At 66.1% G+C, this 15,868-nt stretch carries 16 protein-coding genes; 10 read left to right on the top strand and 6 right to left on the bottom strand.

Translation table 11 applies throughout. The annotated features are described in order from the left end of the window. Window positions 1-741: an RluA family pseudouridine synthase gene (locus NCW75_02835; protein UYV13227.1), complete on the top strand. Its 741-nt coding sequence runs from the start codon at window positions 1-3 to the stop codon at window positions 739-741. Here the strand turns inward: NCW75_02835 and hemW are convergent. Continuing rightward, window positions 738-1,937, bottom strand: a complete 1,200-nt coding sequence (gene hemW / locus NCW75_02840) for a radical SAM family heme chaperone HemW (GenBank protein ID UYV13228.1) — start codon at window positions 1,935-1,937, stop codon at window positions 738-740. The genes NCW75_02835 and hemW overlap by 4 nt on opposite strands. A gap of 95 nt (window positions 1,938-2,032) precedes the next feature. Between hemW and NCW75_02845 the strand changes: the two genes are divergently transcribed. Next, complete coding sequence (locus tag NCW75_02845) at window positions 2,033-2,518, top strand: FHA domain-containing protein (protein ID UYV13229.1); 486 nt, start codon at window positions 2,033-2,035, stop codon at window positions 2,516-2,518. Between the two features lie 15 nt (window positions 2,519-2,533). On the opposite strand, the gene NCW75_02850 is transcribed toward NCW75_02845, so the two are convergent. Next, window positions 2,534-2,713, bottom strand: a complete 180-nt coding sequence (locus tag NCW75_02850) for a hypothetical protein (GenBank protein UYV13230.1) — start codon at window positions 2,711-2,713, stop codon at window positions 2,534-2,536. 102 nt (window positions 2,714-2,815) lie between these two features. On the opposite strand from NCW75_02850, the gene NCW75_02855 reads away from it, so the two are divergent. Genes NCW75_02855 through NCW75_02880 form a run of 6 tightly spaced genes read left to right on the top strand, consistent with a single transcriptional unit; the run spans window position 2,816 to window position 8,797 of the window. Beyond that, window positions 2,816-4,216, top strand: a complete 1,401-nt coding sequence (locus NCW75_02855; GenBank protein UYV13231.1) for an adenylosuccinate synthase — start codon at window positions 2,816-2,818, stop codon at window positions 4,214-4,216. Beyond that, a complete protein-coding gene (locus NCW75_02860; protein ID UYV13232.1) occupies window positions 4,213-5,004 on the top strand; it encodes an isoprenyl transferase in 792 nt (263 codons plus the stop codon). Before NCW75_02855 ends, NCW75_02860 begins: the two co-directional genes overlap by 4 nt. Window positions 5,005-5,021: 17 nt before the next feature. Beyond that, entirely contained in the window at window positions 5,022-5,876 is an 855-nt protein-coding gene (locus tag NCW75_02865; protein ID UYV13233.1) for a sulfotransferase family protein, read from the top strand. A gap of 49 nt (window positions 5,877-5,925) precedes the next feature. Beyond that, a complete protein-coding gene (locus NCW75_02870) occupies window positions 5,926-6,804 on the top strand; it encodes a class I SAM-dependent methyltransferase (GenBank protein UYV13234.1) in 879 nt (292 codons plus the stop codon). 21 nt (window positions 6,805-6,825) lie between these two features. Beyond that, on the top strand, window positions 6,826-8,181 hold the full coding sequence (locus tag NCW75_02875; GenBank protein UYV13235.1) for an NADH-quinone oxidoreductase subunit H: 1,356 nt from the start codon (window positions 6,826-6,828) through the stop codon (window positions 8,179-8,181). Window positions 8,182-8,215: 34 nt separating this feature from the next. Continuing rightward, window positions 8,216-8,797 carry a PH domain-containing protein gene (locus NCW75_02880; protein UYV13236.1) on the top strand — a complete coding sequence of 194 codons (582 nt, stop codon included), beginning with the start codon at window positions 8,216-8,218 and terminating at the stop codon, window positions 8,795-8,797. A gap of 65 nt (window positions 8,798-8,862) precedes the next feature. Here NCW75_02880 and NCW75_02885 read toward each other — a convergent pair whose 3' ends face one another. From NCW75_02885 to NCW75_02900, 4 genes are all read right to left on the bottom strand, one after another. Further along, window positions 8,863-9,480: a PEP-CTERM sorting domain-containing protein gene (locus NCW75_02885; protein UYV13237.1), complete on the bottom strand. Its 618-nt coding sequence runs from the start codon at window positions 9,478-9,480 to the stop codon at window positions 8,863-8,865. Between the two features lie 219 nt (window positions 9,481-9,699). Beyond that, a complete protein-coding gene (accC, locus tag NCW75_02890) occupies window positions 9,700-11,064 on the bottom strand; it encodes an acetyl-CoA carboxylase biotin carboxylase subunit (protein UYV13238.1) in 1,365 nt (454 codons plus the stop codon). A gap of 3 nt (window positions 11,065-11,067) precedes the next feature. Next, window positions 11,068-11,535, bottom strand: a complete 468-nt coding sequence (gene accB / locus NCW75_02895; protein UYV13239.1) for an acetyl-CoA carboxylase biotin carboxyl carrier protein — start codon at window positions 11,533-11,535, stop codon at window positions 11,068-11,070. 127 nt (window positions 11,536-11,662) lie between these two features. Then, entirely contained in the window at window positions 11,663-13,195 is a 1,533-nt protein-coding gene (locus NCW75_02900) for a YifB family Mg chelatase-like AAA ATPase (protein ID UYV13240.1), read from the bottom strand. Between the two features lie 216 nt (window positions 13,196-13,411). Between NCW75_02900 and NCW75_02905 the strand changes: the two genes are divergently transcribed. Together NCW75_02905 and NCW75_02910 are read left to right on the top strand one after the other, a co-directional pair. Beyond that, on the top strand, window positions 13,412-13,996 hold the full coding sequence (locus tag NCW75_02905; protein UYV13241.1) for a PEP-CTERM sorting domain-containing protein: 585 nt from the start codon (window positions 13,412-13,414) through the stop codon (window positions 13,994-13,996). Window positions 13,997-14,215: 219 nt separating this feature from the next. After that, entirely contained in the window at window positions 14,216-15,862 is a 1,647-nt protein-coding gene (locus NCW75_02910) for an aldehyde dehydrogenase family protein (GenBank protein ID UYV13242.1), read from the top strand. Window positions 15,863-15,868 lie beyond the last annotated feature (6 nt).

Consider the following 15,868-nt stretch of genomic DNA (forward strand, 5'->3'; position numbering starts at 1 on the left):
ATGAACCTGACCGTCGAGCCCAACGAACGCATCAACTTCAAGGTGCAATTCGAGGACGAGCATTTGCTGGTCGTCGAAAAGAAGGCACGCTTGGCCACCGTGCCCGGCAAGGCCCACGCCGACGATACGCTGCTCAACGGGCTGTTCGCCAGGTACGGTGCCAAGCTCCAGAACGTGGGCAAGTCCCGCGAGTTTGGCATGATGCACCGCCTCGACAAGCCCACCAGCGGGTTGCTGCTGGTGGCCCTGTCGCCCGAGAGCTACGACGCCCTGGCCGACCTCTTCCGCAAACGCGAGCTGGCCAAGTTCTATTATGCCATCACCCGCCGCGCTCCAGCCAAGCTGCCCGCCGGCACGATCAACCGCCCCATCCTCGAAGAAATGAAGAACATGAAGCTGGCCCGCATCGCCAGCAGCGGCAAGCCCGCCCTGACGGCGTACCGGCTCGTCGAGCAGAATCCCGCCGCCGCGCTGCTCGAGTGCCGGGCCATCACCGGACGCCTGCACCAGGTCCGGGTGCACCTCGCGTCCATCGGCTGCGCAATATTGGGCGACGACCTTTACGCCAACCCCACGGTCGCCGACGCCGCCAGCCGCATGATGCTGCACGCCCACCGGCTGGCCTTCAAGCACCCGATGACCGGCCAACAAGTCGACGCCCGCGCGCCGCTGCCCCGGGACTTCTTGGCCACGCTCAAGCGCGTGGGTCTCGCCAAGCCCGTTGCGGGCGCATCCGGCTAAACGAGCCCCATGAACTCGCCCGCAATCCCGTCGGCCAGCATCATGCCGGCGTCGGTCAGCCGCCAGCGGTCGCCAGCGATCACGAGGTGGCCCAGGGCCCGCTGGCGATGCGCCTCGTCATGCAGCCGATCGGGCAGATCAACAGCGTCGATGCCCTCGCGCAATCGCAACCCGGTCATGATCCGTTCGGCCAGAGCGCGCCTCGTGTCGGGTTCTTCGAGGTCGATCGCCGGAGGCAGGCCGATCGCATCGGGCGCGCCGAGGTAGCTGTCCAAACGCGGCACGTTCTTCCAACGCCAGCCCGCCATGTGCCCGCTCGCCGAGGGGCCCGCGGCCAGCCACTGGTCCTGCCGCCAGTAGGCCAGGTTGTGCCGGCACTCTGCCCCGGGCCTGGCATAGTTGCTCACCTCGTAGCGGTCGTAGCCGTTGGCGCGCAGCGTATCGAGGATCATGAGCAGCATGTCGGCCTCGAGGTCCTCATCGGCCGGCTCGAAGTCGCCGCGGTTCATGCGCGCGGTCATGGCGGTGTTGGGCTCGTAGGTCAGCGAATAACAACTCATGTGTTCCACGCCGAACATCACCGCCCGATCGAGGTCGTCCTGCCACTCGGCGGGGGTTTGGCCCGGGACGGCGAAGATCAGGTCCACCGATTGGCGTGCGATGCCGGCGCCGCGTGCCAGTTCGATCGCGCGGCCAACGTTGTCCGGGTCGTGCCAACGCTCCAGCGTCTTCAGGTGCTTGGGGTTGAACGACTGCGCGCCGATGCTGATCCGGTTGACCCCACCCGCGGCCAGGACGGCGAACAACTCGGGGGTGGCCGTCTCAGGATTGCACTCGACGGTGAATTCGGCATCCGAGATCTTGTAGTGCTCGTGGAGTGTGGCCAGCAGCCGCCGCCAGAGGTTGGGCCGTAGCAGCGTCGGGGTGCCGCCGCCGACGAAGATGCTTGTGAGCGGGCCGGCGAACGGGGCGAGGTGGGCAAGTTCGGCGATCAGGCGGTCGGTGAAGGGCTCTTGCCGGTCACGGGTGTCCACCAAGCTATAGAAATCGCAGTAGTGGCACTTGTGAAAGCAGAACGGGACGTGGATGTACAGGGCCTGGACGGGTGCGGCACCCGAGCGATCGGGGTGCAATGATTCCAGCGGATGGGCTGCGCCCCCGCGTTGCCCAGCGATGGTGATGGGGGTAGTGTCCACATTGCCACCCGATGTTGGCCCGGTGCCGGGCCGGTGGGAATCGCTCCGGGCCCGCGCATGGGCCGGGAAAGTCGCTAGAAGCGGGAGTGTACGCCGTGTCGATCGAACTCGTTCTTGTGACTTCGGACGGCGAGCAGCGGGCCTTCGCGGTCTCGCGGGCCCGCATCATCGGGCGTGAAGAAGACTGCGACCTGCGCGTCCCGGTCGCGGAAGTGTCCCGCGAGCATTGCCGCGTGGAACCCAACGCGAACGGCGGGCTCTCGGTCGAAGACCTGGGCTCGAGCAACGGCACCTACATCAACGGCCTCTTGATCGAAGAGGCCGAGATGGCCGCCGGCGACGTGATGAAGGTCGGGCCGGCGTTCATGGTCCTCCGCATCGACGGCGAGCCGGCCAGCATCGACAACGATGCGGCCATTGAGCAGGGCACCCCCAGCGAACTCGATCAGCCAAGGAGCCAGCCGCAGACCAGCAAGCAGGTCGGCCAGGGCTCGCTGGTGGACGATAAGGATCCCGATGACAGCGACATGTTCTCGGACTTCGATTTCGATGACGACGATGAGGAAGCGCCCAAGCTCTAAATCGATGCCGGCGGCTCAGGCCGACTTTCGAGGGTTCGGGCCGTCTTCCTGGGTCTTGGCTTGGGGCACTCGGATGGCCGTCGCGCACGCCTTACACCGCACGGTCTTGCCACGTGCCGACGTGGGGACCGCCAGGACCTTCCGGCAGGTCAGGTTCGGGCACATCATGTGGATGCCATTGTCCTTGTCTGCCATTCGTGCCCGCCCCATACATATGGTTCTGCCCCAGGGGCTATCGGCCCGTTCCCGCCCGGGCTTCAATCGGGCGTGGCCAAACACCGGCTCGCTCGGAGCAGCATGACAGGACAAACCCCTATTTCGACCGAATCACCCGCCACCTCCCAGGCCGTGGCTCACGCGCTCTGCCCGACCGGCCGGGCGGCCGCCGTGGTCGGATTGCAATGGGGCGACGAGGGCAAGGGCAAGTACGTCGACCTGCTGGCCCCGGGCTTCGACGCGGTGGCCCGGTACAACGGTGGGGCCAACGCCGGCCACACCATCGTGGTCGGCGGCCAGAAGTACGCGCTGCACCTGGTGCCTTCGGGCATCCTGCACAAGGGCACCAAGGCGGTTATCGGCAATGGCGCGGTGGTCGACCCCTTCCAGTTGGTCAAGGAACTCGACGCGCTCGAGGCCCGCGGCATCGACACGGCGGCCCTGGTCGTCAGCAGCCGGGCACACGTGGTGATGCCCTACCACAAGGCCATGGACGCGCGCCTCGAAGAGGCGATGGAAGAGCTCGCGCGGGCCGAGGGCGGCAGCACCACGGCCATCGGCACCACCAAGCGAGGCATCGGACCCACCTACGCCGAGAAGTCGATGCGCATGACGGCCGTGCGCATGGGCGACCTTGTCCGAGGCGGATCGATCCTGAGCGACCGCGTCCGGCTCGCGGTAAGCATGCACAACCGCGCCATCGTGGCGGCCGGCGAAGAACCGATGGACGCCAAGGCCATCCTCGACGAGCTCGCGCCCATCGCCGAGCGATTGCGCCCCAACGTGGCCGACACGACGTACCTGCTGCACGAGACCCTGGCCGCAGGCGGACGCGTGCTGTTCGAGGGCGGCAACGCCACGCTGCTGGACATCGACCACGGCACGTACCCCTACGTCACCAGTTCGAACTGCTCGGCCCTGGGCATCCCCGCCGGCAGCGGCGTGCCTAGCGGCAAGCTGGCCGGCCTGGTGGGCGTGATGAAGGCCTACACCACCCGTGTCGGCCTCGGCCCCATGCCCACCGAGATCGACGGCGACATCGCCAACGGCATCCGGGATCGCGGCGGCGAGTATGGCACCACCACCGGCCGCCCGCGACGCATCGGCTGGCTCGACCTGGTCGCCCTTCGCTACTCGGCGATGGTCAACGGCGTGACCCATGTGGCCATGACCATGCTCGACGTGCTCAGCGGCCTGGACGAGATCAAGGTGTGCTCGGCCTACGACGTGGATGGCATGAAGACCGACCGCTTCCTGCCCGACGCGGCCGACCTCGCTCGGGCCACGCCGATCTACGAGACCTTACCGGGCTTTGGTCAGGACGTCACCGGCTGCCGGAACGTGGGCGACCTCCCGCCCGAGGCCCGGGCGTTAATCCATCGCGTCGAGCAGGCCATCGGCGTGCCGGTAGCGTTCGTTGGCGTGGGGCCCGATCGGGACCAGACGATCCTGAACCTTTCCGAAGGCGTAGCAGGCCGATGAGCAGCACCGCGAGCCAGACGGCTACCCAGAACGCCGCTCTCGCGCTCGGGATCGATCCGCAGCGCGTGCCCAAGCACGTCGCGATCATCATGGACGGCAACGGCCGGTGGGCCGAGGCCCAGGGCCTGCCGCGCATCTGGGGCCACCGTGAGGGGGCCGTCCGCGTGCGCGACGTGGTCGAGCGTGCGGGCGAGCTCGGCGTGACCCACCTGACGCTGTACGCCTTCTCGAGCGAGAACTGGAAGCGGCCGCAGGACGAGGTCTCCCAGCTCATGCTGCTGTGCGTGGCCTACCTCGACGGCGAGGCCGACCGGCTGGCCGAGGAGGGCATCCGCCTGCGTGTCATCGGTCGGCGTGAGGGCCTGCCGGGCGAGGTCCGCGAGGCCATCGAGAAGGTCGAGCGGATCACCGAGCGGGCGACGCGGGCCAACCTGACCCTGGCGCTCAACTACGGCGGCCGAGACGAGATCGTCGACGCCGCCCGGGCCCTGGCCGCGAAGGTGGCCGCCGGCGAACTCGACCCGGCCGACATCGACCAGGAGGCGTTCGCTGGCGAGTTGTACACCGCCGGCATGCCCGACCCCGACCTGCTCATCCGCACCGCGGGAGAGCGGCGGCTGAGCAACTACCTGCTGTGGCAGGTCAGCTACGCCGAGTTGTTCATCAGCGACGCGGCGTGGCCGGAGTTCGGGGCCGATCGGTTCGACGAGGCTGTGAAGGACTATGCTGGTAGGGTGCGGCGGTTTGGGAAGACCAATGCGCAGTTGGGGCTCGATGACCTGGGGTGATCGAAAGGCGACATTGCATGGCAACTCTAACTGGTCGAGATGACGAAGTTCTCGCTTTCCTTCACGTCACGAAGACTGGTGGGAGAACGCTGCAGCGAGTCCTGAAAGACATACTCAGGTCGGAGGGGGGGCAGTCGCGCAACTTTGATGGTTCGCTTCGCGCACGTGATGAATTTGTGCATGAAACGGCGGAGTGTCGCAATCGCTATGACTTGTTGCACGGCCATTTCCAGTTTGGGATACACGATTACATTGATCGACCCGTTCGCTACATTACGCTGTTGCGAAATCCGGTTGATCGAGTCGTCTCACAGTACTATCACATTCTTGAAGATCCACGGCATTACCTTCATAGTATTGTGACAAATTCGCGTTGGTCACTTATCGATTTCATCGAGAATTCGCTGCCACGGGATGCCGACAATGGCACTATCCGCTGCCTGACCACGCGATCGCTCTGGCACGGCCGAGTCGGCGATGTGACACGGGAAGAACTGGATACAGCGAGGTCGAACCTGTTCGAACAAGTTTCGGTTTTCGGGTTAACCGAACGGTTTGATGAATCGCTGATATTGATGGCGGAGCGATTCGGTTGGCCTGATGAATTTTTGCGATACGAACGCAGGAATGTAACCAAGCGACCCCACACGTCTGACTTGTCCGCGGTTGAACGGCGAGCTGTCGATGCGATCACTGAGTTGGAGCAGGAGTTGTTCCAAGAAGCTCGCGAAAAACTGGACCAGATCATCCGCGAGCAGCCCGCGGCATTTCGAGCACGACTGGAGCGGTTCGTACGAGAGAATCCCGGAAGCAATCCCATCTACGACGAGCGTGGTGTTCGAATTGATGGCGTGCATTGCTCTCAGTCCTGACGACCAGAACGCCAAGCGCCTTTTACCGCGAACTTCCCTGGAGCACGCCATGCGATTCGAAACGCCCGTCATCACCCGCGACCCCACAGAGAACGAATACGCCCCAAGCTGGCAAGATGTCGACAAGCTGGCCGGGCCCAGTGGCTTCATCAATGAAGAGCACCAGGGCATCTACGAGGCCACCAAGAACCTGCCCGGCTGGCAAGACCCCGGCGACAGCCTCAAGCTCTACGAGGCAGCGTACTTCTCCGGGGCCGTGATCCTGGAGGTCGGCGTCTTCGGAGGCCGCTCGGCCACGGTAGAGCTTCGCGGGGCTCTGGCGGCGCAGAAGGCGCACGGCGGGCCGGCACCACAGTTCTTTGGGGTCGATCCCGATCTGAACGCGTATAGCAGAACCATGGGCACGCTGCGGACGCAGGGGCTGGCCGACCGGGCGCTGATGTACATCGGCGACCTGCGGCAGTTCCTGGCCGAGATCCCGATTGTGCCCACGATGGTGTTCGTGGATGGCAGCCACGAGTTTGAGGGCGTGTGGGCCGACCTGGAGAGCCTGAGCCGCTGGCTGGTGCCCGGGACGGCGGTGATGTGTCACGACTACAGCAACACCGACGTGCCCGTGAAGCCCGCCATCGACGAGTGGGTGGCCCGCGGGGCGTATGACCTCTTGAGCGTGAGCAACAACACCGCCGTGCTTCGAGCGACCGACATCTGCACCGGCACGGCCCCGCGTGGGCTGGGCGAGGCGGCATTCAAGTCAACAATCGAGGCGATGGCGCCCGTGTACGAGCACATGAAGCGGCCCGGCCCGCGGCCAGACGTAGCCCACCTGACGCACGGCGCCCGGCGGGATCTGGGCATCGCCCTGGGCAAGGACATGCCCGTTGGCGAGGCCAGCGGCGCGGCCAAGGTGACCGTCACTTCGGGCTAATAGCCGTCTACGATCGCCCCCATGACCGACCTCCTCTCCTTCGTCTCCGCCCAGCTCATCGTCAGCGTCACCGTGTACGCCCTGATGGTCCACGTTCTGCTCGGCGGCGCGGGGTACGCCACGTACGCCGAGCGGAAGATCTCGGCCTACATCCAGGACCGTGTGGGGCCCAACCGCACGGGGTTCAACCTGGGCCTGCCCTTCTTGGGCTTCCTGAAGGGCATGGTGGGGCTCGGCCAGCCTCTGGCCGACGGCATCAAGTTCATGCTCAAGGAGGACTTCACCCCCGGCAAGGTTGACAAGGTGCTCTTCACCCTGGCCCCGGGCATCGTGGTCATCCCGGCCCTCATCGGCTTCGCGGTGATCCCCTGGGGCGGCATCTGGGACTGCCCGAGCTTCACGATTCCCATCCTGAACCTGCACATCGCGGGCGGGCCGGTCGAGATCGCCGCCCTGCCGGTGAACGTGGGGGTCATCTACATGATCGCCATCGCCTCGCTGGGCGTGTACGGCATCACCCTGGGCGGCTGGGCCAGCAACAACAAGTTCAGCTTCCTCGGCGGCCTGCGGGCCACGGCCCAGATGCTGGCCTACGAGCTGCCCCTGGGCATCAGCCTGCTGTGCGTGCTGGTGATGGTGGGCAGCCTGCTGCCGATGGACATCATCCGCTACCAGGAGGTCAACGGCTGGCTGCTGGCCAGCCAGCCCATCGCGGCGGTCATCTTCTTCATCGCCATGCTGGCCGAGGCCAACCGCACGCCCTTCGACAACGCCGAGGCCGAGAGCGAGCTTGTGGGCGGCTACCACACCGAGTACAACTCGATGCGGTTCGCGTTGTTCTTCCTGGCCGAGTACAGCCACGTGGTGGTCAGCAGCGCGTTCTTCGTGCTGCTGTTCATGGGTGGGTTCCAGGCCTTGCCCTTCATCAACGACCCGCTGACCGGCACGGGTGCGACGGGCATTCTGGCGGTTCTGGCCAAGATCATGGTCTACTTCGGCAAGGTCGCCGCCATGGTGTTCCTGATCATGCTTGTCCGCTGGACGGTACCACGCCTGCGGTACGACCAAGTCATGAGCACCGCCTGGCAGGGCATGATCCCGCTCGCGCTGGTCGTCTTGGTGGTCACCTCGGTGGCGGTCTTCTTCGGCATCCCCCAGGGCCTACCGCATGTTGGCGTGATGCTGGGCCTGAACCTCGTGCTGGCGGTGGTGCTGTTCGTCGTGCTGGGCATGCTGCCCACGTACAACCCCAACCGCAAGATCCCGATGCTCGGATCGCGCTTCAACCCCCTGCCGGGCGAGCGCGTGGAGCACGCACCGATCGACGCCATGGCCCGCGAAGACCGGCCCGTGCAAGGCACGGTGCAGCCCAGCTAGTGCGCTCGGCTCCGGGGTTGCCCTATGCTGGGGCATGACCGAACCCGTGAGCCGCCACAAAATCCTCCGCGAGGCCAGCTTCGACCCGAAGCTGCCCACTTACCTCCTGCTCCAGGGCACGATCATCTTCGTCGTGCTGATCGTGACCATTCCCCTGGCGGTGGTGTACTTCCTGGTCGGCCGCTTCTTTATCGATAAGTACGTGGCGCGGATGAGCTGCACGCTCACCGAGCGGACGCTGGAGATCCGCAAGGGCCTCATCAACCGCGTCGAGAGCACCATCCCGCTCGAGAAGATCACCGACCTCCAGATGATCCAGGGGCCCATCATGCGGGCCATGGGCCTGCACGGGTTCAAGGTCGAGACCGCCGGCCAGAGTTCGGGCCCCGGCGGGCACCTGGTGAGCCTGATCGGCATCGTCGACGCCCCGGCATTCCGCGAGGCCGTGCTCGACCAGCGCGACGCACAGGCCGAGGGGCGAGGGCGGGCGGGCAAAGCGGGCGACGTGGCGGCGGTCCCCGAGCTTGCTGGTGAGGGCGTGGTCGGGCTTCTCACTGAGATTCGCAACACCCTGCACCGTGTCGAGAAGTCACTCGAGCACCGCCGCGATATCTGATCGGCGCACGAAAAACCCGGCCGCGAGGGCCGGGTTTTGGTCTTTGCCTTATCGATCGGGATCGATTAGCGGCGGCGACGAACCGCAACCAGACCACCGAGACCCAGGAGGGCCATGGCGCCGGGGGCGGGGATCGCGCGGATGCTGACGTCGTCGATGTACCAGCCGGTACGCTCGACAACGGTCGTGCTGGTGAAGTTGAAGACGATGTCGACGCTGCCGAGGCCGTCGTAGGCGCTCAGGTCCAGGGTCACACCACGCCAAGCGTCCATCGAGTCACCATCGCTCAGGTACTCCTGGTTGCCGTTGACGATGACGCTAGCCATGTCGAAGGTCGAGCTGCCACTGTCGCTCCACTCCTGGAAGGAGAGGCTGACGTCGCTGAGGCCGGTGAAGTCGAAGTTCTGGCTGAGCTGCTCGTCGCTGCCGACGCCGTGGAGGCCGCCGATCACGGTGCCCCAGACGAAGTCGCCCGAGAAGCCGCCGATGGGCTCGCTGCTGGCGAAGCCGCCAAGAGCCGCGCCGTCCGCGCCGACGGGGATGCCACGCTCCCAATCACCGTTGACGCCGCTGGGGGTCCAGCCGCCGCCATCGGCCTCGAAGTCTGACGAGTACACGGTCGTTTGGGCGGTGGCCAGCGAAGCGGCACCGGCCACAGCGGCAAGAATCATCACGTTACGCATGTCTAACCCTCTTCCTAGGAAATCGGGGCGAGTCTCCTAAAACCCGGCACCCTGAAGGAACCACGAGAATTCGATCCGGACGAACTCTCTCCTACCGAGTACCGTAACGGGATTGCGAAACGAATGCGAGCCGAAATTCACTCTAACAGGGAAAAAAGTAGCTCTCGGACTGGAAAAGGTCCGTTTTTTGATTTTGATAGGGTGTGTTATTGGGCCTGATCAGGTCATCGGACCAAGAAGGTCCTGCTTGAGGGCTCGCTCCAGATAGTGGATATCCACGGCGCCATCGCGGAAAGCGCTGTGCTCGAGCAGATGGAGATGAAGCGGGATCACCGTCTTGATCGGCCCGACACGGAATTCCCGTAGGGCACGGGCCATGCGGGTGATGCAGGCCTCGCGATCGTCGGCGTGGGCGATGAGCTTGCCGACCATCGAGTCGTAGGTGGGGGGGACCATGTACCCCGGAACCACGTGCGTGTCCATGCGGATGCCCGGGCCGCCGGGCATCTCCCAGGTGTCGACGCGCCCCGGGCTGGGCATGAAGTTGCGGGCCGGATCCTCGGCGTTGATGCGGCATTCCATCGCGTGCCCGTTGATGGAGATGTCCTTCTGCCGCAGGCCCAGCTTCTCGCCCGCGGCGATGAGGATCGAGTTCTTCACGATGTCCACGCCGGTGATCATCTCGGTGACCGGGTGCTCGACCTGGACGCGGGTGTTGACCTCGAGCATGTAGAAGTTCTGCTCGTCGTCCATCAGGAATTCGACGGTGGCGGCCCCGGCGTAGCCCGTGTTGCGGATGAGCTTCGCGGCGTTCTCGCAGACCGAGGCGACCTTCTTGCGATCGACGCCCGGCGCTGGGGCCTCCTCGATGAGCTTCTGGTGGCGGCGCTGCATGGAACAGTCGCGCTCGAAGAGGTGGACCGAGTGGCCGTGCTTGTCGCCCAGCACCTGGACCTCGACGTGGCGGGCGTGCTCGAGGAACTTCTCGATGAAGACCGCTCCATTGCCGAAGGCGGCCTGAGCCTCCTGCTGGGCCTTCTTGATGTTGGCGCGCACGGTGGCCTCGTTGTGGCACACACGCATGCCGCGACCGCCACCGCCAAAGGCGGCCTTGATAATGACCGGGAAGCCGATCTCGCGGGCGACCTCGACGGCCTCGTCCTCTTCCTCGATGGCGCCCTCCGAGCCGGGAAAGATCGGCACCTTGGCGGCCTTGGCGGCACGCTTGGCCGCGACCTTATCGCCCAGCGTGCCCATGGCTTCGGGGCTGGGGCCGATGAATTCGATCTTGCAGTCGCGGCAGATCTGGGCGAAGTCGGCCCGCTCGGACAGGAAGCCGTAGCCGGGGTGGATGGCGTCGGCGTCGCTCACCTCGGCGGCGGCGATGATGCGCGGGATATTGAGGTAGCTGTCCTTCGATGGGCCCGCGCCGATGCAGATGGCCCGGTCGGCCAAACGAAGGTAGGGGGCGTCTTTGTCGGCCTGCGAGTACACGCATACCGCCTCGATGCCCAGCTCCCGGCAGGCGCGGATGATCCGCAGGGCGATCTCACCACGATTGGCAATGAGGATGCGTCGGAACATCGGTCAGGCGGGCCTCACCATGAACAGGGCCTGGCCGAACTCGACGGCGTCGCCGCTCTTGACGCACATGCGCTCGATGGTGCCGGTCGTCTCGGCCTTGATCTCGTTGAAGACCTTCATGGCCTCGACCAGGCACACGACGCTGTCGGGGCTGATCGACGCACCAACCTTTGTGAAGGCGGGCGAGTCGGGGTCGGGGGACGAGTAGAACGTGCCCACCATGGGAGACTCGATCGCGACCAACCCATCGTCGGCCGTGCTGGCGGCCGGGGCCGCTGGAGCATCTCCGGTCGCCTGCGGCGCGGGGGCCGCCTGGGGTGCGAAGCCCTGAGGCTGGGGGGAGATCTGGAACCCGCCGGTCACGCCTCGCTTGATCGTGATCGACTGATCCTCGTCGCTCACGTCGACCTCGGTCAGGTCGTGCTCCACCATCAGGTCGATGAGTTGGCGAAGCCGGTCGATATCGATCATGGGCGCGGGTCTCCACGAGAAGCGGGCACGATCGGGCCGGTGGCAATCGCCTGGGCCCGAGAAGGCAAGGCACGATGATACCGACCCTTGGCCGACCGGGCGCACGCGAGGCCCACTTGGAGCGACCTCAGGCCCGATCGAGCAACCTGTACTGCACCGCCTCGGCCACGTGCTGCACGTCGAGGCCCTCGGCGGCTTCCAGGTCGGCGATGGTGCGGGCGACCCGGCGGACCTTGTCGTACGCCCGGGCCGAGAGACCAAGCTCCGCGATGGCCTGCCCCAGCAGGCTGCGGGCGGGTTCGCTCATGGGCGCGAGGGTGTCGAGTTCCTTGCCTCGCAGGCGGCCGTTGAGCCTGCCCTCGCCCTGGCGGGCGGTCTGGACACCCCGGGCCTTCAGCACGCGTTCACGCATGGTGGCCGAGTTGGTGCTGCTCGACTCGCCGGTGGCCGAAAGTTCCTTCCAGGGGACGGCCGGGGCTTCGACGTGGATATCGATGCGGTCGAGCAGGGGCCCGCTGATGCGGGCGCGGTAGCGCTCGGCTGCCTTCTGGCCCGAAGCGGTGTCTCCCGCCGAGCCGCCCGGGGCCGGGTTCATCGCCGCGACAAACAGGAAATCCGCCGGAAATCGCACCGTGCCGCGTGAGCGGGAAATCGTGACCACATGGTCTTCGAGCGGCTGGCGGAGGGTCTCGAGCACCGACCGCGGGAACTCGGGCAACTCGTCCATGAAGAGGATGCCGTGGGTGGCCAGCGAGACCTCACCCGGCCTTGGCACGACGCCGCCACCGACGATCGCGGCCCCGGACGCGGTGTGGTGGGGCGTGCGGACCGGGCGATTGGCGACAAGCCCCTGGCCCGGGGGTAGCTCGCCGGCAGCCGAGTGGATCCGGGTGGTCTCGATGGCCTCGGCGGCGCTCATGGGCGGGAGCACGCCCGGGAGTGCGCGGGCCATCATGGTCTTGCCCGTACCGGCAGGCCCCAGCATGACGACGTTGTGCCCGCCGGCCGCGGCGATTACAATGGCCCGCTTGACGGCCTCTTGCCCCCGAACCTCTGCGAAGTCGATCGGCGCGTGGGCCGCGCTCAGCATGCCCGCCAGGTCCGGAGGCGACTGCGGCTCGATCTCCAGGATTCCGTTCAGCAGGCCCACGACCTCGGCGAGCGTGCGCACGCCGAAGGTGGTGGGGCCGGCGACCGCGGCTTCGGACGCGTTCTCGGCTGGCACGATCACCGCGTCGAGGTCTTCAGCCCGCGCCAGGTCGGCCATGGCGATCACGCCGCGGACGGGGCGGACCCGGCCGTCCAGCGCGAGCTCGCCGGCGAACATGCAACGGTGGAGGCGTGGGGGTGCGTCGTCGGGGGCGTGGCCTCGGATGACACCGGTCGCCTGGAGCAGAGCAACGGCGATAGGGAGGTCGTAGATCGGGCCTTCTTTTCGGACGTGGGCCGGGGCGAGGTTGATGACCAGCCTGCCATTCGGGAATTGATAGCCAGTATTCGTGAGAGCCGCCCGAACACGCTCGATCGATTCGCGGATGGCCGCATCGGGCAGGCCAACGATGGTTTCCTTCGCCAAGGCAGCGTCATCGAGGTCGACCTCCACCTCGCAAGGATCGGCGGCGACACCTCGAAGCAGGAATGATCGGATCTTGGACGGCATGATACCGAGCATAGCCCTTTCAAGTTGGCTCGGGACAATGGGCAGAAGCAACCGGTTAAAGCGTTTGGTGTGAATATAGGGAACATCCGGATAACACCGGTTTTTTTATGAATTTTGCTTGCAAATCGAAAAAGGGCTTGATCGGGGGGGCTGTCTTGTGGTATCTTTCGCTCAGGAAGAGACAACCTCTAGACCAAACGTCAGGAGAGACGAGATATGACCAAGACCAAGATTGCCGCTTTTGCGGGCGCTGCCATTGGCGTTGCCGCGATGGCTTCGGCCACCGTCCAGCCCAACACCTACGAGATCCGCGTGAGCAACGTGGTGAGCCCTGGCACGCCTTCGGCGACCGTTGAGGTGTGGGCCGATTGGGACGCCGACCTGTTCTACGCCTTCGCTGCCGCCGAGTGGAGCCTTCGCGGCGACATGAGTGGCGACTTCTCGGGCCCCATGTCGGCGTTCACCGACCCCGGCCAGGAAGACGGCACCCCCATGGACGGCGACGTGGTGGACATCATCACGGGCCAGCTCCAGTTCCCCGCTGGCGGCTTGGCCGCCGACACCAGCGACCCCGTGATGATCTGGTCGGGCACGTGGAGCACCACCGACTTCACCGCCCGCACGGTTGACCTGGCCACCGATACCGGCCGGTATAACCTGTATCTCGACGATACCGGCCTGAGCAGCGACGTCACCCCCACGGTGATCGAGGGCTCAGGCGCGATCGAGGTCATTCCCGCTCCGGCTTCGCTGGCGCTGGTTGGCTTGGGCGGCTTGGCCGCGATGCGTCGCCGCCGCTAAAGGTCGACCAACATCTTCCCGACGAAAGTCATATGAGCAACCCCGAGGGTCTACGGGGTTGTTTCTGTGCGCCCAGAGCATTGCTATATCGGACGTGGAGATGAAGTCCACGCCCGGAAACGCCGATGTAAAATCGTGCCTGCGCCGACTCCATCCCAAGCTTCTTCCGGCGGGCCGATACGTGGCTCCCTGACGAGGGCGCTCATCCCGAAGGCCTTTGTGCCTGCGGGGCCGGATTCTCGACGGACTTTCCAGGCAATCAGCCCGACGACAGGAACTCCGACTGGGCCGCAGGTTGAGGTTTCATCGCCCGAAGATGCCAGCTCGGCGGCGACAGCCGCCTGGGCGGCATATCACGGCCTGATGGACATCGATGCGCCCGAGCACGCGGCGATGCTCGAAGCGATCGCCGACGCCATCCATGGGCTCGGGGACGATCTCGTGAAGTTGGCGGCCAACGAAACGGGCTTTAGTGCCGTGCGGATCGTTGCCGAGCGAGAGCGGCTGATGCTGACCCTTCGGATGTTCGCGGGTGTCGTGCGTTCTCGACGGTTGGACTGCGCGAGCGTTGATACCGCCGAGCCCAGCCGGCGGCCGCTGCCCAAGCCCGATCTTCGCCGCATCCGGCGGGGGATCGGTCCGGTCGCGATCATGGGGCCTGCGAACCAACCCTTGACGGGCGGGGCCATGGGTGCCGACGCGGTGTCCGCCCTCGCTGCGGGGTGTCCGATCATCTGCAAGAGCCATCCCGAGCACCCATTGACCGACGCGATGGTGGCGCACGCCGCATTGGAAGCCTGCACGAGCCTTGGTGCGCCCTCCGGGGTGGTGACGCTCTTGCACGCCGACGAGCAGGGGCAGGAAGAGTTGCTCTGGGCACTGGTTGGCAACCCCTGTGTGCGAGGGCTGGCGTTCACCGGCTCCAAGGCTGGGGCCGATTCTGTCGCGGCGGTCATCGGTGGGGAGGCGCCGGGCATGGCGTTCTCGGCATCCATCGGCTCGATCAACCCGGTCTTCGTGCTGCCCGGGGCGCTGGAAGCCAACGGACCGACGATCGCCGAGCGGTTGTTCCAGTCGTGTACCAACGTGGCCGGGCAGACCTGTACCAGGCCCAGCGTCGTGGTGTTGCAGCGTGGGGCCGAGAGCGAGGTGTTCGTTCGGCAATTGGCGTCGCTGTTCGACCAGATGCCCGCGGCGAAGATGCGCGGGCCGCGGCTGCGGGGGCGGTTTGTCGAAGAGGTCGAGGCCCGCCTGGACACCAAGGGCGTGCGGCTGGAGGGCGGCTCGTTCCACGCGCCAGACACCGAGGACGGCAAGCCAGCCATCGTCAATGGCTGCCTCATGCGGTGCGCGGCCGAGGCCTTCGTCCGCGAGCCGATGCTCCGCGAAGAGCTCTTCGGTCCCGCGATGCTGCTGGTGATGGCCGATGATGGGCCGGGTGTGCTCACGGCGGCCAGCGCCATCGGCGGCGCGTTGACCGGGTCCATCTGGATGGGAGCCACCGACAGCAATATCGGGCGGCGACTGGCGGCCACGCTCGAACACCGGGTTGGGCGGCTGGTCTTCAACGCCACGCCCACCGGGCTGGAACTCTGCCCCTCGCTGGTGCATGGCGGGCCCTATCCGGCGAGCCAGGGTGTGGACTCGACCTCGGTGGGCCCGGACGCGGCCGGCCGCTGGATGCGTGACGTGTCGTATCAGAACGCGCCCGAGGCGGTGCTGCCCAAGGAACTGCGATCGGGTAATCCTCTGGGGGTCACGCGCTTCGAGGACGGCAAGACGGTCGATCCTTCCAAGGGGCCGGAGAAGATCGGCACCGAGGCCGAACCACCCGCCCCCGATCAGACGCCAACTCGGGCCGCCTGAGAGCGG

The organism is Phycisphaera sp. (genome assembly GCA_025916675.1).
Taxonomy (GTDB): Bacteria; Planctomycetota; Phycisphaerae; order Phycisphaerales; family UBA1924; genus JAHCJI01.

Bases quoted from the DNA above. Each gene is read 5' to 3' on its own strand.
- accB (UYV13239.1), bottom strand. From the start codon at position 11,535: ATGATCGATATCGACCGGCTTCGCCAACTCATCGACCTGATGGTGGAG.
- NCW75_02860 (UYV13232.1), top strand. From the start codon at position 4,213: ATGAGCAGCACCGCGAGCCAGACGGCTACCCAGAACGCCGCTCTCGCG.
- NCW75_02875 (UYV13235.1), top strand. From the start codon at position 6,826: ATGACCGACCTCCTCTCCTTCGTCTCCGCCCAGCTCATCGTCAGCGTC.
- accC (UYV13238.1), bottom strand. From the start codon at position 11,064: ATGTTCCGACGCATCCTCATTGCCAATCGTGGTGAGATCGCCCTGCGG.
- NCW75_02865 (UYV13233.1), top strand. From the start codon at position 5,022: ATGGCAACTCTAACTGGTCGAGATGACGAAGTTCTCGCTTTCCTTCAC.
- NCW75_02855 (UYV13231.1), top strand. From the start codon at position 2,816: ATGACAGGACAAACCCCTATTTCGACCGAATCACCCGCCACCTCCCAG.
- NCW75_02900 (UYV13240.1), bottom strand. From the start codon at position 13,195: ATGCCGTCCAAGATCCGATCATTCCTGCTTCGAGGTGTCGCCGCCGAT.
- NCW75_02880 (UYV13236.1), top strand. From the start codon at position 8,216: ATGACCGAACCCGTGAGCCGCCACAAAATCCTCCGCGAGGCCAGCTTC.
- NCW75_02905 (UYV13241.1), top strand. From the start codon at position 13,412: ATGACCAAGACCAAGATTGCCGCTTTTGCGGGCGCTGCCATTGGCGTT.
- NCW75_02885 (UYV13237.1), bottom strand. From the start codon at position 9,480: ATGCGTAACGTGATGATTCTTGCCGCTGTGGCCGGTGCCGCTTCGCTG.
- NCW75_02835 (UYV13227.1), top strand. From the start codon at position 1: ATGAACCTGACCGTCGAGCCCAACGAACGCATCAACTTCAAGGTGCAA.
- NCW75_02850 (UYV13230.1), bottom strand. From the start codon at position 2,713: ATGGCAGACAAGGACAATGGCATCCACATGATGTGCCCGAACCTGACC.
- NCW75_02870 (UYV13234.1), top strand. From the start codon at position 5,926: ATGCGATTCGAAACGCCCGTCATCACCCGCGACCCCACAGAGAACGAA.